We start from the raw sequence: 20,696 nt of genomic DNA on the forward strand, positions 1-20,696 counted from the left end.
AAGTCGGAGAAATATGCATGATTAAATATGGATAGTCACTTCAGGTGTCGATCTCGTAGCCATACCGCTAAGGAGTTGCTGTATGTGTTTACTTACGAGATCCGGGGGGAAGCCTCGAAGGGTAGACACCAGAAATCGGCATAACATCAGTTGAGAATACCCCTCGCTGCCGGAGAGATGAGAACCTTTCTCACCTAATTTCTCCCGAGTATAGTCCGGAGAATAGTGGTCAAACGTGGATATGCAGCCAGCGCAATGCGTGCTCCTGCCAGAAGCCCCGTTTCATTTCTTTGCCCACTCGGCCACGAGAGCAGCTCAACCACTAAACGACTCACCTGATCATGGCACAAAGTAGACTGTGAGGATGAGCTTGCCTCCTCTGATACAGACGGAAATGTAGTTTCGATATTACCCGAAAAATACTCATCGGCTATCCACCGATTATCATCGGCATAACGCTGGGTTAACACATCGTGCTGAGCCTTCGATAACAGCATGAAATACTCGCTATCATCCTTAGCCATAACTTTTTGGAGCGCATGTCTAAGCCGCTGTTTCTGAGCCAGATCCAGCTCTAGATTGCTTCTCTTCGCAATTTTGATAGCATGCAATGAATAACTCGGATTTTTACGCTCCTGCTCGAACTCAGTAAGCCTCGACACGCCCACAATTTCGCCGAAATCATTGAGAATACCTCTCCGCGAGGCGGCATGGTAAGAACGGACGATGACATTGACACGACCAAATTTTTCGGCAAAATCATTGATGATACGACTGTACATAAGCGCTTTCGGCGACACGAAACCTTCTAGAAATTCATCCATCGATATCGCCGCTCCCTCATGGATAGTCTGGGCGTACATTGATTCTATAAATTCAGATTGCCGCCGTAAATAAATAATGATCTTGATATCGTAGCCCGTTGTGGCCTCGCGCAACATAGAAGCCACAACTGATGAATTTTGGTATCCAGTAAACGGCCAGCCACTAAATCCCTCGCAACTAAATATAACCGCTCTGCCTCCCGCACGCTTCACGCCTTGAAGAAAGTCTTTCCGGAAACTATTCACCAGCTCGTTTTCATGGGTCTCAGCGCGTATCATTATCCTCGTTGCTCGAGGAGTGCGTGCATAATACCAACTATCGGCCAGGCCCCGCCGGCTCACTTGGAGCAAAGCATGCTGTATTGTAGTAGTTCCTGTCTTATGGGTTCCAATGTGTATGAATATTTTAACCATAAGATTTATCAACTGAGTAAGCTACATCACCCTGCAGCATGACCGCCGGCAGCAGCTGGCTGATTACGTTGTTACAGCACGCCAAGGATACCGTCGTCACATAGACCACATCTTGAGGTACAATGTGAAGCGACTGCCTAGGTTCAAGATGGACACATTGATGATAACAAGCTAGTGAACCATAGCTAGCTGCTCAATAACGACTCTTTGGCTCGTAGCACGAATATGCCTGTCGGTTCGTCGTGACTCTCGTTGATACCGTCGGCATCTGTGAGCACATTAGTCCGATTCACTCTCACGTTGCCAACCACGCGAAGGTCCAGTAGCACCGCTACAACTAAAAGTCGCCATTCACGTCACTGCGCCCGCCATTGGCAACAATCTCGCGTCAGAAACTGTTCACACGTAACCGATGTCAGCATGATGGTGGCTTCTCCCGCTGAATTGGTGTCTCATGTGGCCTTGACCACGCTACCGCCCCAGGGTGTCATGCCGGCACTTCCCTGAAGCCTTGTCTGCGATGGTGCAAGGAGGAAAGGCGTGGCACACCAACTCCTCTGCTTCTGTTTTCAAACGGCATCAAGATCACTTCGGAATATACACACCAACTAACGCCGCTTTCATCAGGTTACATTGTGTCGCAGCGCACACATGGTCATTTTCGTAACTGCTGCCACACCAGACGTCTCCGCCATTGCCGTCATCCTTAAGCAGGGAAATCTCATGCTTCAACTGCAGAGTTTTAATAGCCAACTCTGGGAATAGATCACGCGAGAGACCCTCGCGCTCTATTACTAACCAATTGATATTGATAAAAAAAAGGTCCGTTGAACCTGTCACCGGTTCAACGGACCTTTCGAGATAGGGTGTGATGAGGGATTCCCCATCGGGTCAAGCTGACAAGGCGCGTACGGATCAGCCATAGCCCCGGGGATTTGCCGTTTGCCATCGCCAAGTATCGACGAGCATCTCTTCCAGTCCTCGCCGAGCTTTCCAGCCAAGCTCCCGCTCGGCCAGCGATGGGTCAGACCAGCATTCGGCTATATCTCCATCGCGACGGCGCTGGATGGTGTAGGGGACTGGTCGCCCTGCAACCTTCTCGAACATTCTTATCATCTCGAGTACCGAGTAGCCTTGACCAGTTCCCAGGTTCCAGATGCTGACACCAGACCGTCTGGCAATGGTTTCCATAGCGGCCAGATGCCCTTCTACGAGATCCAGCACATGGATATAGTCCCTGACACCAGTGCCATCGCGGGTAGGATAGTCATTGCCGAATATCGGCAATGCGCCGCATTTCCCGATCGCAACTTGCGAGATGAATGGAACAAGATTATTGGGAATGCCACTGGGGTCCTCTCCAATCCTGCCACTCTCGTGGGCACCGACCGGGTTGAAGTAGCGGAGCAAGGCAACCGACCAGCGCGGATCTGTTCGGCACAGATCCCTTAGCACCTCCTCCACCATCAGCTTGGAACGACCATATGGGTTGGTGGGTCGCCCAGTGGGCATGGTCTCCTTTATCGGCATCCTCTCCACATGGCCATATACCGTGGCAGAGGAACTGAACACGAGACGTCGAACTCCCGCAGTTGCCATGGCCTTGCAAAGGCTCAGAGTGCCGCCGACATTGTTATCGTAATACCGCAATGGTTGCTCGATACTTTCCCCGACAGCCTTGAGTCCGGCAAAGTGCAACACTTCATTAACGCTGTGGCTGTCGAAGATATGCTCAAGAGTGCTTCGGTCTCGCACGTCGCCCTTGATAAATATCGCGCATCGGCCGGTTAACGCCTGGACGCGCTCCAACGCGGCATAGGAAGCGTTGACGAGATTGTCGAGAACCACCACATCCCGTCCCTGCTCGAGCAGGGAACATACCATGTGGGAGCCGATATAACCGGCGCCCCCCGTGACCAGAATCGACATAGCCAGCATTTCCGCAGCCGCAGGGATGCTATCGACCTTAGTCCTCCCTACCGAGCGCGACAGTGCTAATCTTCGCCATCCATGAGACTGCTTCTTGTTATACGCGGACAGTAGAACGAGTCATGCCGCGGGTATGATCCGCGGCATGACTAGGAACTTCGGCCATCACCCGTGACCGAGCTGGCAAGATATCAGTTCGGGACTTTCAACGACTCTCCCCGCCCGACGGCGAAGTAGCGAAGCCCGGCGGCCTTGACCGCCTCCGGCTCGAAGAGGTTGCGGCCGTCGACGATCACCCCCGTGGCCAGCTGCTGCTTCAGCCAGGCGAAGTCCACGCTGCGAAACTCCTTCCACTCGGTGCAGATCACCAGGGCATCGGCGCCCTTCACCGCCTGGATGCGATCCCCCGCCAGCAGCAGGTCATCGCGCTCGCCATAGAGCCGCCGGCACTCCTTCATCGCCTCGGGGTCGTAGGCCTGCACCTTGGCACCGGCCTGCCACAGCGCTTCCATCAGGGTACGGCTGGGCGCGTCGCGCATGTCGTCGGTATTGGGCTTGAAGGCCAGCCCCCACAGGGCGATGGTCCTGCCGGACAGTTCCCCCTCGAGGGCCCCGGCCAGCTTGGTAAACAGGGTCTGTTTCTGGCGCCGGTTCACGCCTTCCACTGCGGTCAGCAGCTCGGCCTGGTAGTCCACGTCGCTGGCGGTGCGGGCGAGGGCCTGCACGTCCTTGGGGAAACAGGAGCCGCCATAGCCGCAACCGGGGTAGATGAACTGGTAGCCGATGCGCGGGTCCGAGCCAATGCCGCGACGCACCTGCTCCACGTCGGCCCCCAGCCGCTCGGCCAGGTTGGCGATCTCGTTCATGAAGCTGATCTTGGTGGCCAGCATGGCGTTGGCGGCATACTTCGTCAGCTCCGCCGCCCGCACGTCCATGAACATCAGCTTGTCGTGCAGGCGAATGTAAGGGGCATAGCACTCGCGCATCAGCGTCTTCACCCACTCCGACTCGGTACCCACGATGATCCGGGCCCCGTGGGTGAAGTCCTCGATGGCCGCCCCCTCCTTGAGGAACTCCGGGTTGGAGCAGACATCGAAGTCGATCGCCGCGCTGCGGGCCTCGAGCGCCCCGGCTACGCTCTCCCGCACCCGGTCGGCGGTGCCCACCGGCACGGTGGACTTGTCGACGATGACCTTGTAGTCCGTCATGTGCTTGCCGATGGTCTCGGCCACCGCCAGCACGTACGTGAGATCGGCGCTGCCGTCCTCGTCAGGCGGGGTGCCCACGGCGATGAACTGCAGCGTACCGAAGGCCACCGCCTCCGCTTCATCGGTGGTGAAACGCAGCCGGCCCGCCTCCACGTTGTCCTTGACCATCGGCTCGAGCCCGGGCTCGAAGATGGGGATCTCGCCGCCCTCCAGGCGCGCGATCTTGTCGGCGTCCACGTCCATGCACAGCACGTCATGGCCCACGTCGGCCAGGCAGGTGCCGGTCACCAGCCCCACATAGCCCGTTCCAAAAATGGTGATCTTCATACGTCTCCCTACAATGAAGGTAATGTGTGCGGGGTGAACCCAGCGGGGCAGGAGGTCGGCCCCTCACACCCCATGATACGCGCGATACCAGTCGACGAACCGCCTCACGCCCTCTTCCACGCTCACTTGGGGCCGGTAGCCCGTGGCATCGAACAGAGCCTGGGTATCCGCCCAGGTGCGGGGCACATCGCCCGGCTGCATGGGCTGGAAGTCGCAGATCGCCTCACGCCCGGTGGCCGCTTCAACCGCACGGATGAACCCCATCAGCGAGACCGGGCTGCCGTGACCGATATTATAGAGCGCATAGGGCGCTCTGGAGCTGTCCGGGCCCGACTCGCTGGCCTGCCACTGAGGGTCCGGCTGGGGGATACGCTCGAGCACTCGCACGACCCCCTCGACGATGTCATCGATATAGGTGAAGTCCCGCTCCATCTCACCATGGTTGTAGACCGGGATCGGCTCGCCGGCCAGCACCGCCCGGGTGAACTTGAACATCGCCATGTCCGGGCGTCCCCAGGGCCCGTAGACCGTGAAGAAACGCAGCCCGGTGGCCGGCAGGTCATAGAGGTGCGAATAGGTATGCGCCATCAGCTCGTTGGCCTTCTTGGTGGCCGCGTAGAGGCTGATGGGATGGTCCACGGCATCCGAGGTGGCAAAGGGCACCCGGTCATTCATGCCATAGACCGAGCTCGACGAGGCATAGACCAGGTGCTCGACCCCCTGGTGCCGGCAGCCCTCCAGCACGTTCAGGTGCCCCACCAGGTTGCTGTCGGCATAGGCATGCGGGTTCTCCAGCGAGTAGCGCACCCCGGCCTGGGCGGCCAGATGCACCACGCGATCGAAACGGTGCTCGGCGAAGAGCGCGGCCATGCCCGCGCGGTCGGCCAGGTCCAGCCGGATGAACTGCACGTTCTCGCAATCGGCGAGGTCATCGAGCCGCGCCTGCTTCAGCGATACATCGTAGTAGTCGTTGAGATTGTCGATGCCGACGATCTCATGGCCATCGCCGGCCAGGCGCCGAGCCACGGCGTGGCCGATGAACCCGGCCATGCCGGTAATCAGAAGCTTCATAATGGTTCCCTGCGTCGCGTGCCCTGGATTGTAACGCAATCGTAAGGCGCCCGCGTCCCCCGCCACTTGCCCGACCCACTGTGGTAGCCTTGCGCAGATTTACCAGCCAAGGGATCAGATCACCAATGGCCCCCAAACGCTTCGCCTTCGTCATCGCCGACCTCTACGGCGGCGGTGCCGAGAAGTCGCTGCTCTACACCGCCGACCAGCTGCGCCAGCGCGGCCACGCGGTCATCGTCTTCACCCTGCGCGAGCGCATCGAGCACCGCATCCCGGAAGGGCTCACAATCGAGAACCTCGGCGTGGTCACCCCCTTCACCAAGGCCACCACCACGGTGCTCACCGAGAAGTGGCAAGCACGCAGGATCGCCCGGGCGCTCGAGGCCTGGCGGCCGGACGTGGTGATCTCCTGCGCCTGCGACCGCATCACCCGGCATATACGCCATCCCAACCTCTACTTCTGGGTGAAGTCCGATGTCTCGGCCAAGTTCAGCGACCCGAAGAAGCGCGAGCGCGCCTTCGACAAAGTGCGCCGCTTCTATGGCGGCCGGCAGGTCATCGCCGTCTCCCACGGCGTGAAGGAGAACCTCGAGCACGTGGTGGGTCTGGAAGCCCAACGGATACTTGCCATCTACAACCCCTACGAGCGGGCCCCCTTCGTCGCGATGGCCGCGGAACCCACTGAGCTGCCCGACGGCGAGTTCTTCCTCTGCGTGGCCGCGCTGGAGCCCCGCAAGCGCCACGACCGCCTGCTGCGCGCCTATGCCGAGAGCGGCGTGGCCACCCCGCTGGTGATCATGGGCAAGGGCAAGCCCGAACACGAGGCCTCCATCCGTCGCCAGGTCGCCGAGCTCGGCCTGGAGGAGCGGGTCACCTTCGCCGGCTACCACCAAAATCCCTATCCCTGGATCGCCGCCGCCAAGGCGATGCTCCTCACCTCGGATGCCGAGGGCCTGCCCCGCGTGCTGATCGAGGCGTTGCTGCTGCATACCCCGGTGATCAGCGTCGATTGCCCCAGCGGGCCGAAGGAGATCCTCACCCAGGAGCTCGCCGACTTCCTGGTGGCCCCGGAAAACGAAAAGGGCCTGGCCGATGCGATCGCGCGCATGAACCAGGCCCCCATCGAGATCGAGGAACGCCACTACCGGCCGTTCCTCAAGGAAAGCGTGTTGCCCCAGTTCGAGGCACTGTGATCAGGATCGAGTAATCAGGACATGACGTGAAGCTGCTGGATATCCCCTTCGATGACCGCCGCCGGCGCTACCTGGTCTTCCAGCCGGATGGCCTGCCGGACCGGCTGTCACTGGCCAGTACCACCACTACCGCGGCCTTCGAGGCCGTGGGCAGCAGCCACTTCTTCCTCTCCGCCGACCGGCAGATCCTCGCCAAGGTGGTGCCGGACAAGTTCCTGAAACGAGAGGCGCCACTCAAGTGGCTGCTGCGTGACTACCTGGAGAAGCGCTGGCTGGCCCAGTCGGATGCCCGCAAGGAGTTCCTGAACCTGAGGATCCTGCGCCGGGCCGGCCTGCGGACGCCCCACTGCCACGGCTGGGGTATCTCGCTCAACCCCGGCAACCGCAACGCCTCCTTGCTCCTGATGGAACACATGCAAGCCGCCCGGCCCGGCGGCGAGGTCTTCGACGCCTTGGACGAAGACGGTCGACAGGCATTCCTGGAGCGCTTCTGCCGGGAGGTCATGCAGCTCGCCCGTGCCGGCTACGTCCATCGCGACCTGCACTACAACAACCTGCTGATCGACCAGCACGAGAACATCGTCTGGATCGACGCCCACCTGCGCCGGCTACCAACGAAAGGCGCCGACCAATGGCCGGCGCTCAAGAAATCGTTGACGGTAAACAAGCTGCGGGGAGAGGCATATCGGGCCGAGGCCGAAGACCAACTAAACGCATTATGGCATCAACCTCAATGAATTCACCAAGCCTAGGTAGGACTCATTTCACATGAATGACGAAATGCCTTCTGTTACGATCATCATTCCTTGCTTCAATCGCTGGCCCCATGTCCGTGAAGCTATCGACTCCATACTCTCGCAGACGTGGCTAAACACGCATTGCATTGTCGTGGATGATGCTTCCACAGACGACAGCTACTCGAAGCTGAAAGAACACTTCCATGCTGAACCCAAGGTGTCGGTGCATCAACTTGAGAGCAATCAAGGACAGTCAGCCGCACGAAATCACGGCGTCGCACTCAGCGATGCGAATTACATAGGATTCCTGGATTCTGATGACCTTCTCGTCAAGACTGCAGTGGCCAGCCGGATGCGGCTGGCCATGGAGCATCCCGACTTCGAGGGTATTATTTTCGGTGATAAGATCGACGAAGCAACCAAGCAGTCCCTTCTCCCCGGAAAAAAGCAATATGCAGACGCACTGACGCTCGAAGAATATATCGAGAACATGGGATGGCTGCATACCAACAGCTTTATCATGAATCGAGTTGCTTTCGAACTGCTCAATGGCTTCAACGAAGAGCTAAGAAAAAAAGAAGACGTGGAATTTTTTCTCCGGGCACTAGAAAAGCAGGAAGCACGATATGCCAAAGGCCCATGCTGCATAGTGCGCGATGTGGGCACACAAAGAGCGCGACATGACCATGAGCGAATCATACAGCAGGGACAACGCTTTATCGAGGCAATACAAAATAACTCAACGCTAACTAGCGTCTTGTCTCATGATCAAAAAAAGAAACTCATGCAGGCAGACACAAAGTCTGCACTACAGTCACTCTACCGAATGAAGCAGGGCAGAAGATTTCGGCGAACTATGCGGGAAGCAATCGCTAATGGAAAACTCCGGCCGGATTTCCGCATGTTAAAGCGATATTTATTATCCTTATTTCATTAAGTCGTGATCAAGACTTTGAAGTAATACAACCAACCTATCTCTTACAGTGTCTTAACTGGGTCCAGTGCTCCTGGCTCGGTTTCCGGTATGCACTCTCTCACGGCTTCCTTCAAGCACGATAGGGCCGCCTGGCCAGTCGTGCCCGCGGTGATCTTGTCCCACCACTTCCGGTGCACGGCCTTGACTGTGACGGGCACGGAATCGAGCTCCAGCCTCTGCGCCATGGCCAAGCGATGCAGGCCCCGATTGATCTTGAGCAGGTGCCCATCCCGGGTTACGGCCACACCCAGATCATCCTTTCCGCGTGTACTGTCGAAGCCCCGTGACGCCATGTCATCCAGAAAGCTCAGGTATACACGTAGGTAGGCCAGGATGCGCTCCTCGCTGTCCAGCAGCACGCCCTTTTGGTGGGAGCGCCAGGGCTTGCCCGCCTCCAATTGCGCCTTGTAATACCGAAATGCCTCGCTTCCGGTCAGGTCGTCGCGATGCGCGTCCAGGTCACTGATGAAGCGATAGCGCGACCCATGGCACAGGTCGCCTCGTCGAAAGTCCCAGCTGCCATCCCAAAGGAAGGCGGACGATGATGGTCTGCTACTATATTCATAATCCCGCCAATCAGTGGTACGGACTAGCTTTTGCGGATCGACTTGCAGCACCAGATCCGAACCCAGCGTCTGCTCAATCACACGTCTGGGAAGCCCCTTCTGCTCCACCAGCCCGGCGCCCGGCAGTCCTCGCTTCCAGATCTGGAATAGGCCACGCTCTACGGGGAGGGTGACAGCCGACTGGAATCCATCTCTCACCACCACCTGGAGCCAGGCACGCTGGATAGGCCAGAACATCCGGGAATCATATAGGGAAGCAAAAGCAGGGTCTCCTGCCGGGCCGAGAAGTGGCTGGCTATCTCGGTGAAATGTAATCGGCATATCCTATATATTCTCTGCTGAAGTACCTGACTTGCTTTATCAGAATGTTAGAGGCTTACGTACAGAAGGAGATATTGTCGATCATCGCCTCGAAACAATTGCTAACTATGCCGGTGATGTAAAACGGGCTGCCACCGTCTCGGGCCGGAAGTCATCCAGCCAGCGCTCCTCGATCGGCGGCTTCTCGCCCTGCACGGCGAGATGGATCCCCTCGGCCAGGGCCTCCTCGTCATGGGGCACGATACTGGCTTCCAGTTCCCCCTTGAGGATCTCGCGAACGCCCCCCGGGCAGTCCACGCTGAGTACCGGCGTGCCGCAGGCCAGTGCCTCGAACAGCACGATGCCCATGCCCTCGAAGCGCGAGCTGAGCACGAACAGCCGGGCATAGTGCATCCAGGGGTAGGGATTGGCACGTTGACCGGCGAAGCGAACTCGCTCAGCGATTCCCAGCTCTCTCGCCAGCGCCTCGAGCCGGCCCCGTTCACGGCCATCGCCCACCAGCACCAGGGGGAGCTCCACCCCGGACCGGGCATAGGCGCACAGCAGCAAGGCCTGGTCCTTGGCCGGTACCATGCGCGCCACGTTGACGATATAGGGCCCCTCGGGCAGGTCGGGTTCGGGCTCCCGCATTTGCCGGCGAATGCTCTCGACCGGGCAGGGGTTGACAATCACCTCGAGCGAGGCCGGCGTGAAATGCCAGGCCCGCATGGCCTCCCTGACGCTCTCGGCGACCCCCTGGGTCACCGTCACCAGGTGCCGCCCCTGATAGAGACAGCGCGCGAACAGCCGGCGGCGCCAGTTGGTGTCACGCACATGCAGGATGTTCTCCAGCACGTAGCGCGCCCGGTCGTCCCGGAAGGTCCACACCAGCTCGAAGGTCCCCACGCCGCGGAAGATGATGCGGTCCACCTGACCATGGCGTCGCTCGAAGGCCATGAGCCAGAACCGGAATATCAGCCCCCCCATGATGCCGGAACCGAGGAACAGCGAACGCTTCACCACCGGGTTCACGAACAACCGCACCAGCAGTTCCAGCACCAGGCCCACTCCTGTCAGCCGGGCCCACCAGCGCAGCGCCAGATGATGCTGCTCTACCTCGGGGTGTTCCGGCGCCAGCGGCGCCTCCATTCGCATTCGTCGGAAGCTCAGCAGGTGGCTCTCGTGCCCCGCCTGGGCGAAGGCATCGGCCAGGTTCACCGCCACCCGCTCCATGCCGCCCATCTTCAGCGAGCGGACTACAACCAGGGTGCGCATCAAGACTCCCGCAAGGCAACTGCAACAAAGCCAGAGACCCTGTTTGAAATATCGGGAAAGAAAACACCAACGTACAACATGGATTCAATTCCGTTTTGAATTAAATGGCTAGGAGCCTATCAGCCTGCGACGACGACGAATCTTGGGTTGCTTGAATGCCAGGCGAATACGTTTTGACCAAGCCAGAGATGACCTCAAAGCTTTCCTGTCGATGGGCCAGGGCGTATGCCGTGAGTAGGCGATAAAGTCTTCCTGGAGCGGATGGACACACTTCGCATGCCATGGCTTGACAGCCCCGATGAAATGCACGATCCGCGGATGGCGAATGGCCACTTCCAGGGCGGGCAGATATGGAACAAGATGCGCATAGCGCTTCTCCACGGCCGCATAGGCGGTTGGCTGGCAGTTCCATTCCGGCTCAAGCCGGTACCAGTCTCCTGCCAGCACCCGATTCAGGGCATCCTGGTCCGGGTAACGAAAGTCGTTACCCTTTTCCTCGAGGCAGGCCAAGGCCCTCTCGCCCACTCGCCTGCTGCGCCATGCTGCCATGTCAACCAGCATCACTCCCGAGTTGAAGTAGTCATCAGGCGACTCTCGGGTAAGCCGGCTGACGGGGTTACATAGGTCCATGGCGGCCGCAGCTGCATGTCCCTCCAAGGGCATAGACCACAATTCAGCGAGATCACTGAGTACCAGGACGTCACAATCCAGGTAGATGACACGCTCGCAACCTGCAGGCAGGTAACGATGCATCAACAGAGGAAGCAAGGCTGCAACACCAAAGCGACCAGCTTTCAGTCCTTGCAGTTCATGTGCATCGACATCAATGATATCGATAGCGACACCGGATCCTTCCACGGAGGCTCGCAAGCTCTGTCTGGTCTCCTCATGCAAGCCAGGTGTCAGCATGAAGAAGTGCAAGTTGCCAGGATCGTTTGCATTGGCGATGACCGAGGCCATGACCACGGCACCATACCGAGCATAGGATTCGTCTGCACTCAGAACGACATTCATCGTGTCACGTCTCCCGCCTTGTGATGCTCACCAAATAGGTAGAAGGTCAAGCCGACTCCGCCGAATATGATAAAGAAGTACATGCCGGAATTAAATATCAGATAGGACTCAAACAGGTTAATCATGAAGAAAAACATCCAAGCTGATATCAGCCCTATGCCCCAATGCCGCTGGACAAGGCCAAACAGCGTAAGAGTCCCCTTGATTATCATTGATGTCAATAGTGCCAAAATCGACATCCCCAGAAAACCATACGCCAGCAAGATCTCCAGATAGGAATTATGGAAATGCCCGTAGACCCGTTTCACCCAGTCCGGGAAAGGTCCCTCATCCATCAGTGGCGTCCGGCTCTTCGCCCCCCACCCTGTCAAGGGCCGCTGCTGAACCCTTTCCCAGCCATACACCCAGCTATGGACGCGATTACCTATACTACTGTATGGGACGTCATCAAGCCTGCCGTCCAGGATAGCCTGAACAACATTTTGTTCGTTTTCTTTCGAGAAGCGTTGCTCGACGATCGGCACGATCGAGTTCACTACAAGCACAAACCCGCCGACCAGGGCGAAAAGAGGCAGCAGCACCCTAGGTCGCAACCAGGCACGTTGTATCTGCTTGATAAGACTCACCAGCCACACGACGAGCAAGCCCAGCAGTATAATAGCCAGAGCCAGCAAGACCGCCCGCGTTTGGGTCACGACAACACCCACCAGGCCAAGCACCGTCAAGGCAAGCGCCAGCCCCCACTCGGACTTGCTGACACCCCAATGCAGGCACCTGAAGAGCCAGCTCACCCCCACGATCAGCAACAAGCCCATTAAGAAAGCAGTGTGCTGCGCATTGGTATATCCGAAATCCACCCGACTTCCTGACAGCCCCGTCATCCACTCCTCGACGTTGGAATTGATAACCAAGGAAACGACGATACCCGCCAGGAAAACCAACAACAGATATTTGCCCGCTTGCACTGAGCCGCGTAACCACCATGCCACTGCAATGCACAGGAAAAGCTTGGTCATGTGCCTGGCAGCCTTCACCTGCGAATCGGCAAAATCCGGGAAGCGTTCGACCGCAAAGAAATGCACCCAGACCTGGAGCAGAATAAACGCAATGAGCAGAAGGAAAATCCTGTGCCACTTGGTCGAGGGGTCAGGCTCCGAGAACCACGCGATGACGAAGCACAGGATGAAGACGGATTCCGCCGAACGAGACAGGTCGAAACTGATCAACCATGAAAAGGCATAAACAGATAAGGCCACCCAGCCAACCACATGATTCTTCGCCCTCCAGCCGCCCCGCATCTCTTCCCTACCGCATTCCATCTATCAAGCCACTCCCCATGCCATTTGAGATCTCCATCAGGCGCTAGCATATTCGCCAACTCGAACGAGCCTCGCCTTCGCGCCTTCATACCCCTCTCGAAGGCGCAACAGGATACCAGACAACACAACCGTGGAAAGGGAAAAACTGGCCCATGATCCAAGCTGTTCTCCTTCGTCTAACGCAGCGGCTTCGAGCGAATAGCTGGAATGGACCAGTACCTACCGGAGCGTCACCACCATCAACGTGCTCAACGTAGAGTTCTTGACCGGGATCTGTCGGGCGAGCCCGACTCTCCAGCCGTCAGAAAGAACTTGACATCCTCACCCCTCTTTTCGTCACCTGCGTTGTATGTACGAATGAAAAAGCCCTGAGCGAGGCGTGACTCACACTCAGGGCTATCCCCCCATAGCCTGAGGGGCCGGATTCATCACAGAGGATCATCTATACGACAAGACGGATATCCGGCTCAAGTGGGTCAGTGACCATTGCGACCAACGAACGTTCGAACGCTACGAATTCGAGGATATTGCGACGGCATTCTTTACCCTGGAGCTATGATGGGCACTGCCCTTGAAGATGTTCCACGGGATGGGTTGCCAGTCCAACCCCATGCGGCAGTTGTCTGTTGGCCAAGCAACGAGCCAGGCTCCGGCCCGGCGACACATCGTGTGAGGTCAATAGCATCGCTCCTCACCCTGAAAGACAGGGCCGTCACCGTGCCCCATGTCCCGTCACAATGGTCTTCAGCGTCTTGAACACGATGAGGATGTCCAGCCATAGCGAGAAGTGCTTGATATAGTAGAAATCATACATGAGCTTCTCGATCATGCCATCCACCTCGGCGGCATAGCCCTGCTCCACCTGGGCCCAGCCGGAAATGCCCGGCCGTACCACGTGGCGATAGCTGAAGAACGGCACATCCTGTTCATACCATAGGGACAAGGGCATCGATTCCGGCCGTGGGCCGATGAAACTCATCTCACCCTTGAGCACATTGAACAACTGGGGCAACTCGTCGATGCGATACTTGCGAAGCACCCTGCCAACCCGCGTGATGCGCGGGTCATCGTCGCCCTCGGTAAAGCCCCTGCCCTGCTGGTCGCAATACATGCTGCGAAACTTGTAGACCTTGAAGGGTACGCCTCGATAGCCAAGGCGCTCCTGCATGAACAGCGCCGGCCCCGGGCTGTCCCGACGGATCCACCAAGCCACCGCCAGCATCAGCGGCGACAACAGAACCAGCAGCACCAGGGCAACGATGAAATCGACCACGACCTTGAAGCCGCGATAGAACCCCGATGGCAACAGGGCGCCATATTCGTTCTCGGAGAGATGGGTGATCTCGACCCGCCCGGTGATCGACTCCTGGATCTGCCGGGTGTGGTAGACCGGAATATGCGCCAGGGTGCAGCGCGCCAGGAACCGCTCCCACGTCGCGCAGAGCTCATCACTGTGCAGGTCGGCTACTACACCGTCATAGCGCACGCCAGCAAAATCGGGGCCGTCAAGGGGGCGCAGCTCGAACTGGCGTGTCGGCTTGAGCGACATGGCCTTGCCCAGCGGCACCACCGCCAGCTTCAACTTGCGATACCGCCGCCCCACGAAGTTGCCGGCAAAGAACCACACCAGGCTGCAGAGGTACCCTGTGAACAGCACCTGGCGCGTATACTCCTCCCGCAGGAAGAACAGCACTGCCACGGCCAACAGGTAATAGAAGGTGACCGTCGGGATGGTGTAGGCCACCATCTGGGCACCCGGGTAGCGATTCACCCGCCGTAGCGTGATCATGATGGCAATGAAGGCAACGACAATCGCCCAGAGGGTGTTGCTGCGGTAGGGAGGGAGCGCCTCCCAGAACCCCCAGCCCCAGCGGTCCAGCGATGGAATGAGCAGTACCATGGGCAGCCCCACCAGCAACTGCACCGGGATACCCAGCATCAGCTGCTCATACCAGCGGGAGTGCCGTCGCTCGAACTCGCCCGCTCTCTCAGCGCCCATCCATAGTGCCCCTGTTGACCTGATACTCTCCCTGCTCACGAAACCTCCTGGCCGGTCTGCCGAGCCAGCACCTGGTGATACTGCTGAATCACGATCTGTTCATCGAAGCGGCGCTCGGCCAACTCGCGGGACGCCTGTTGCATCCTGGTGCGCGCCTGAGGGGAAAGCGACATGGCGTCTGACATGGCAGCCAGCAGGGCCTGCTCATCTCGCGGAGGCACCCGCCAGCCATTCTCCCCGGGCACCACCACTTCCCGGCACCCCGGCATGGTAGTGGTGATCAGGAGCTTGCCACAAGCCGCCGCCTCGATGAGCCCCCGCGGAATGCCCTCGGGATAGTAGGAAGGCAGCACCACCACGTCGACCTGGTGCAGAAGCGACGCCATATCGTCCACGTGACCCAGATAGTCGGCACCTGGCATCGCTTGCCAAGCATCCAGTTCCGCTTCGCTGACACCACGCGCCTCCGAGGCCATGCCGCCGGCCAGCCAGCACTCCACGCCGGAGTGTTCCGCAAGCAGTGCACGCGATGCCGCACAATACTCCCTCACCCCCTTGGCCGCCAGCAGACGGGCCGCCATGAGAAACCGGAAGGGGCGCGACCGGTCGCCGGCCTGCAGTATCGGCACAAAACGCGCCAGATCGACACCGGAGCCAGGAATCAGTGAGTAACCCCCTTCCCGCGCCCACCCTGCCTGCAAGAACGCCTCGCAGTCATCCGGGTTCTGGAAGAAGACGTGGGCCGCACGCCGGTAGAAGAATCCGGCGAGCGCTCGATACAGCCTGCCCTTCACACCCGCCAACTGGGAAGCGGTTCCTACCCCCGATACGTTGGGAATGCAGGGTACCCTCATCAGCCAGCAGGCCATCAGCGCGTACAGGTTGGTCTTGGGGTTGAAGCTGAATACCACCTCGGGACGTACGCGGCGCAGGCTGCGCCAGAGCGCCAAGAGACCGCGGAGTTCCCTCAACGGCTTGGTGCCCGACGCATCAAGGTAGAAGGGATGCTGTGTAAGCCCACGGGATACAAGGGCAGGTTCTGTCCCGCCCTCTGGATAGTGCACGGACACGTCATGAACCTCAGCAAAGGCCTGCAACGTCGAAAGGCGAAAGTTACGAAGGTACCAGGCCGAGTTGGCTACAAAGGCCACACGCATGCAATCACATCCCTGTCAGCATCCACGGGCACATAACGGCCGCTGCTCAGTTTTCTTTAGATGAGGGGGCGACAGATATTCCCGCACGCCTTGCCCACCCATCCCGTATCGCCTGACAGAGCCCGGCAACGGCCAGCGCCACCAGGATGATATAACCGGGAAACCGATACCGCACCAAGGCCCCGACGACCGGCACCGTGTAGCTGTACACCATCACCCACGCCAGGGCAGGCATCAGCAGTAGCCACAGCGTATCGCGCCGCCACCAGCGCCAGATGGCGTAGCCGAGAAATGGCAGTATCAGGTAAAGCAGAAACATTTCCATACCGGCCAGCACCCTATATGCGTTTCGTACAGCCGGTGCCTCAGGATGGGGTACCCATTGATAGGGAAACGGGCTTAACAGTCCAATCTGCAGGGCTCGCGGGGTATAGGCCAGCATGTCGCCCACGCTACGGTAATGAACGTGCTCATCCACCAGGCTGCGGCCATGGCTGTAGCCACGCAGGAAGTGCTCGCGGGCCCCCGAGAGCCGGCGCAGCTTGTCGTCTGCCATGCTAGGCAGCCAGGTGGAGGCATACCAGACGCTCTCCGTCTCCGTCTCCGTCTCCGTCTGTTCATGGACCGCAATGTCTTGGCTAGAAGATTCAGCCAACTCTCGATCAAAGCGATTCCCAGCATGAAAGGTGATCATACCCAACAGCATCACCACCGCCAGCAGCGGGCTGAGAATGAGCCCCAGGCGTATACGCCGCTCGCGCGTCAATCGAACGGCGGCAAGGCACACCAGCAGCAACGCCAAGATGGCCCCAAGCCCTTGGAATATCTCGGCGGAGAAGTCGCGCACCATCCACGCCGAGACAAAGCCAGAGCCGACCAAAACGACAGCACCGGCACTATAGCCAAGAGCTCGTCGCCACTCGACTTGCTGCGCCTTGGCCAGCCACCCCCAGCCATAAATGGCCAGCATAAGCCCGAACATCACCACGATGTCACGATGTGGTTGCGCGTAGACCATTGCTGCAGAGGGCAGCAGCAGCATTGGCAAGGTGCCCAGTAACGTCACACCACGGTGATGGCTAAGGGAACCAAGCATTGAGGCCAGAAGTCCTGCGCTAATGCCAAACATCAACGCCTGCCAGGGTACCAGCACCCAAGGTTCGGATAAGGTGATCGCATACCAGGCAGACATCAGGCCGGATATGCCCCAGCCGTTTGGTCGCTGCTCCCAAGCAGACCATCCATGATGAGCTATGGCTTGAGCCTGCTCAACCGCTACTGAATGGAAGCCGACCACATCCTGGCCAGGTATCAAGCCATTGCCATCACCCCAATCGGGCAGGAGTATGCCCAATACCACCAACTGAATTAACAAAGTCGATATCAAGACGCCGCCGCCAACCCATAGGCCAACGAGCGTGGCGGGTATACGTTCCATGCCCTTTTTCATCGTACCTCGACCAGCTACTGGCCAGCAGCCTGACGCAGCAGCGCTTCCCACTGATCAGTCACCGTTTCGACATCACACGCCTGGACGATATAGCGCTTAGCAGAATCCGCCATTGATTGACGCTCGGCAGGCAGCATCACCATCAGCCGGCCCATAGCCTCAGCGATGGCATCAGATGTCGTGCCTCTCGCAACCACGCCGCGGAGACCATGACCCAGCATATCCGACACGGCGCCCACCGGGGTAGCGACACAAGGTGTGCCCGCTGCCATTGCCTCCATAAGTACATTGGGCATGCCCTCCCAGCGAGACGGCAGAACCAAGGCATCAGCCTCTCGAAACAATTGGTCGGGCTCGCTGATATGCCCAAGTAGCTTCACGCTACCGATAAGCTCCAGTGCTTCGACCTCAGCTTGCAAGATTTCGGCCTCGCGGCCATCACCGGCGATGCTGAGTCGCATGGGTAGCGGCTGGACAGCACTCAACTGCTTAAAAGCATGCAGCAAGGCAGAAAGGTTTTTTTGGGGCTGTAATCGGCCAACGAAACACCAGTGAAAGGCCGAAGTATGCTCTTCTGAATGAAGCTGCCTGAGATGGCCCTCCACCGGCGCACCAATCTTCCCCAAGTACATATTGGGAATGATGTGAAGCTGACGCCGACTGCGCGTTGGAAACAAGCGACCACGTGCACCAGCGACATTGCTTAGCGTGGAGGTATCCAACCAGGCAGTCAGACGCACCAGCGCATCGCGCTGTGCGCTGCCATAGCTGATATTGCGATAGGACGAGACACAAGAGACCCTCGCTATACTCGCCGCTACGCGGCCTAGTAAGGTGGCATGGAACAATAGATTAACTAGAATACTTGGGCGGCCCTGCCTTAAAAATTTAGTAAGCCGCCACATTACTGTTAATAGACTATTACCTCCCAAAACACAACGCGTCACCCGTGAATCAAGAAGGTCCTGGTAAGCTCCCCCCCCCTTTATCGTCACCAAGGTGACTTGCCACCCTCTTTTGACAAGTCCATTGCAGAGGTATATCAGTTGACGCTCAGCCCCACCAGGATAAAGATCGCCAATAAATAAGAAAATACTCATTGAAACTTTTTGCATTTTAAGCAAGCTGAGAAAATTAGCAAGATAATTCCAACCCTTCCTGAGACTTCTTAAAAAAGTGGCGACGCCTGCTCGACGAGGACGAGAACTCGTAAGGTCGCTGCAGGCGGAACTGGCCCAAGAGGGCCATGTGGTATCACTCGTTAAGCTGTACTAGTGGCTGGGCCTCTCTCGTAGGACGGTTTACTTCCGCCCCAAGCTGTAATGACCCCCTGGTTTCTGCACACCCTATGCCGCTAATGCCGGGTGTGCTCGGGGTGCCACATAGCCCAGGGACTGATGTGGCCGCTCTTCGTTGTAGTACCGGATCCAGCGGCTGATCACCGCCCGGGCCTGGCCCAGCGACTCGAACCGGAGCTGCCAGATGTATTCTTCCTTCAAGGACCGAAAGAAGCGGTCGACAAGTCCGTTTTGCTCCGGAGTGTAGGGAGTCGTGAACTCTTGGGTGAGCCCGTAGGCCTTCACCGTCGCCGTATAGTGTCGACTGCTGAAGACGAGGCCGTTATCGGAGCGCAGGGCCAGCGGTTGATGAATGCGGCCCAGCGCGCCAAATCGATGTACCAGGGCCTCTTCCAGCGCCGCTTCAGCCGTCTTGCTGCTGCCGGTGTCCGATAATCGCCAACCGAGGATCTCCTGATCTTACCCAGCATTGGTGGACACCGGTCTAAGCGATCATTTGGGCCTCAAAGGCCTCTGGACTGATCATCCCGATTGCACTGTGTCGGCGTTGCCGGTTGTAGTCCAACTCAATGTATTCGAATACCTGCCGACGCATCGCCTCACGGGTCACGAACCGCTCGCCGTGGATGGCTTCGACCTTGAGGCTGTGAAAGAAGCTCTCAGCGCAGGCATTGTCGTAACAGTTGCCCTTGGCGCTCATGCTGCACTTGAGACCGTGACGCATCAGCAGCGACTGGTACAGCGTCGAGCAGTACTGGCTCCCGCGGTCTGAATGGACAATTACGCCTTTGGGCATCTTCCGGCTCCACAGGGCCATTTTCAGGGCATCGCTGACCAGGTCAGCCGTCATGCGTTCGCTCATCGCCCAGCCGATCACCTTGCGTGAGTACAGATCAATCAGCACCGCCAGATAGAGCCAGCCTTCACCCGTTGCCAGGTAGGTGATGTCGCCGACCCATTTCTGATTCGGTGCCGTAGCGGTGAAGTCCTGCTCCATCAGGTTCGGTGCGACTGGCAGGCCATGCCGTGAATTCGTGGTGGCCTTGAACTTGCGAGCGGCTTTCGCCCGCAGGTTTTGCCGACGGAGGCTGGCGGCCACAGTATTGCGGCAGATGGGTACGCCAGCATCGTTCAGGTCGCGGGTCAGCCTGGGGGCGCCTGAGCGCCCCTTGCCCTGTTCGAAGGCCTGAGCCACGCGCTGATCGGTGATCGTTTGTCGGCGGCGGCGGGGAGACGGTTCACCTCCCCGCTGTCGCCAGGCGTAGTAGCTGCTGCGGGCGACACCGAGAAACGCGCACATCCGATGAACGCTGAAGGCCTGACGGTGCTGCTCGATGAAGGCGTACTTCACTTCAGGCTCTTCGCGAAGTACACCGCGGCTTTTTTGCGATTTCAAGCTCTTCCGACTTCTCAGCCAGCTGACGCTTGAGCCGCGCATTCTCGTCAGCCAAGGCCTGCTCGCGAGCCGAGACGGTTTGCTGCTGCTGGGCCTTGGCTCGCCATTGATAGAGCTGGCTGGACTGAAGCCCCAGCTCGCGAGCGGCGGCACTGGTGCCAACACGATCAGCGAGTGCCAGGGCCTCGTCCTTGTAGGCCTGGGAGTAACGGGTACGGGTCTTCTTCATCGCCGCTGCTTGCC

General features: G+C 58.6%; 17 protein-coding genes. 3 read left to right on the forward strand and 14 right to left on the reverse strand.

Annotated elements, in window-relative coordinates:
• Positions 1-194 precede the first annotated feature (194 nt).
• The 4 genes from QLQ86_RS08765 to QLQ86_RS08780 form a co-directional block, all read right to left on the reverse strand.
• Positions 195-1,103 (reverse strand): hypothetical protein, encoded by a 909-nt coding sequence (locus QLQ86_RS08765; RefSeq protein WP_282816621.1) that lies wholly within the window; start codon positions 1,101-1,103, stop codon positions 195-197.
• Between the two features lie 1,050 nt (positions 1,104-2,153).
• Positions 2,154-3,167 (reverse strand): UDP-glucose 4-epimerase GalE, encoded by a 1,014-nt coding sequence (gene galE / locus QLQ86_RS08770; RefSeq protein ID WP_282816622.1) that lies wholly within the window; start codon positions 3,165-3,167, stop codon positions 2,154-2,156.
• A 191-nt stretch (positions 3,168-3,358) separates the two neighbouring features.
• Entirely contained in the window at positions 3,359-4,702 is a 1,344-nt protein-coding gene (locus tag QLQ86_RS08775; protein ID WP_282816623.1) for a UDP-glucose dehydrogenase family protein, read from the reverse strand.
• 63 nt (positions 4,703-4,765) lie between these two features.
• Positions 4,766-5,773, reverse strand: a complete 1,008-nt coding sequence (locus QLQ86_RS08780; RefSeq protein WP_282816624.1) for an NAD-dependent epimerase — start codon at positions 5,771-5,773, stop codon at positions 4,766-4,768.
• A 125-nt stretch (positions 5,774-5,898) separates the two neighbouring features.
• Here QLQ86_RS08780 and QLQ86_RS08785 point away from each other — a divergent pair, with 125 nt between their 5' ends.
• The 3 genes from QLQ86_RS08785 to QLQ86_RS08795 are packed head-to-tail and all read left to right on the forward strand — an operon-like array spanning position 5,899 to position 8,640.
• Complete coding sequence (locus tag QLQ86_RS08785) at positions 5,899-6,966, forward strand: glycosyltransferase (RefSeq protein ID WP_282816625.1); 1,068 nt, start codon at positions 5,899-5,901, stop codon at positions 6,964-6,966.
• Positions 6,967-6,992: 26 nt separating this feature from the next.
• Positions 6,993-7,703: a lipopolysaccharide kinase InaA family protein gene (locus QLQ86_RS08790; protein WP_282816626.1), complete on the forward strand. Its 711-nt coding sequence runs from the start codon at positions 6,993-6,995 to the stop codon at positions 7,701-7,703.
• A gap of 31 nt (positions 7,704-7,734) precedes the next feature.
• Positions 7,735-8,640, forward strand: a complete 906-nt coding sequence (locus tag QLQ86_RS08795; RefSeq protein ID WP_282816627.1) for a glycosyltransferase family 2 protein — start codon at positions 7,735-7,737, stop codon at positions 8,638-8,640.
• A gap of 41 nt (positions 8,641-8,681) precedes the next feature.
• Here the strand turns inward: QLQ86_RS08795 and QLQ86_RS08800 are convergent, their stop codons facing one another.
• The 10 genes from QLQ86_RS08800 to QLQ86_RS08845 all read right to left on the reverse strand — a co-directional run bounded on the left by QLQ86_RS08800 (position 8,682) and on the right by QLQ86_RS08845 (position 20,682).
• Positions 8,682-9,482, reverse strand: a complete 801-nt coding sequence (locus tag QLQ86_RS08800; RefSeq protein WP_282816628.1) for a hypothetical protein — start codon at positions 9,480-9,482, stop codon at positions 8,682-8,684.
• A gap of 189 nt (positions 9,483-9,671) precedes the next feature.
• Entirely contained in the window at positions 9,672-10,820 is a 1,149-nt protein-coding gene (locus QLQ86_RS08805; protein WP_282816629.1) for a glycosyltransferase, read from the reverse strand.
• A 108-nt stretch (positions 10,821-10,928) separates the two neighbouring features.
• On the reverse strand, positions 10,929-11,834 hold the full coding sequence (locus QLQ86_RS08810) for a glycosyltransferase family 8 protein (protein WP_282816630.1): 906 nt from the start codon (positions 11,832-11,834) through the stop codon (positions 10,929-10,931).
• Positions 11,831-13,153, reverse strand: coding sequence for an O-antigen ligase family protein (locus QLQ86_RS08815; RefSeq protein ID WP_282816631.1), 1,323 nt, complete (start codon positions 13,151-13,153; stop codon positions 11,831-11,833). The genes QLQ86_RS08810 and QLQ86_RS08815 overlap by 4 nt, the downstream gene beginning before the upstream one ends.
• Positions 13,154-13,865: 712 nt before the next feature.
• Complete coding sequence (locus QLQ86_RS08820; RefSeq protein ID WP_282816632.1) at positions 13,866-15,152, reverse strand: exopolysaccharide biosynthesis polyprenyl glycosylphosphotransferase; 1,287 nt, start codon at positions 15,150-15,152, stop codon at positions 13,866-13,868.
• A 35-nt stretch (positions 15,153-15,187) separates the two neighbouring features.
• Positions 15,188-16,309, reverse strand: coding sequence for a glycosyltransferase family 4 protein (locus QLQ86_RS08825; protein WP_282816633.1), 1,122 nt, complete (start codon positions 16,307-16,309; stop codon positions 15,188-15,190).
• 46 nt (positions 16,310-16,355) lie between these two features.
• Positions 16,356-17,747 (reverse strand): hypothetical protein, encoded by a 1,392-nt coding sequence (locus QLQ86_RS08830; protein WP_282816634.1) that lies wholly within the window; start codon positions 17,745-17,747, stop codon positions 16,356-16,358.
• 26 nt (positions 17,748-17,773) lie between these two features.
• Positions 17,774-18,874, reverse strand: coding sequence for a glycosyltransferase (locus QLQ86_RS08835; protein WP_282816635.1), 1,101 nt, complete (start codon positions 18,872-18,874; stop codon positions 17,774-17,776).
• 231 nt (positions 18,875-19,105) lie between these two features.
• A complete protein-coding gene (locus tag QLQ86_RS08840; RefSeq protein WP_282816638.1) occupies positions 19,106-19,507 on the reverse strand; it encodes an integrase core domain-containing protein in 402 nt (133 codons plus the stop codon).
• Between the two features lie 34 nt (positions 19,508-19,541).
• A protein-coding gene (locus QLQ86_RS08845) for an IS3 family transposase (RefSeq protein WP_282816639.1) occupies positions 19,542-20,682 on the reverse strand; the annotation gives its coding sequence in 2 pieces (ribosomal slippage) (positions 19,542-20,436 and positions 20,435-20,682; 1,143 coding nt in all).
• Positions 20,683-20,696 lie beyond the last annotated feature (14 nt).

This window comes from Halomonas rhizosphaerae (assembly GCF_030012485.1).
Classification (GTDB): Bacteria; Pseudomonadota; Gammaproteobacteria; order Pseudomonadales; family Halomonadaceae; genus Halomonas; species Halomonas rhizosphaerae.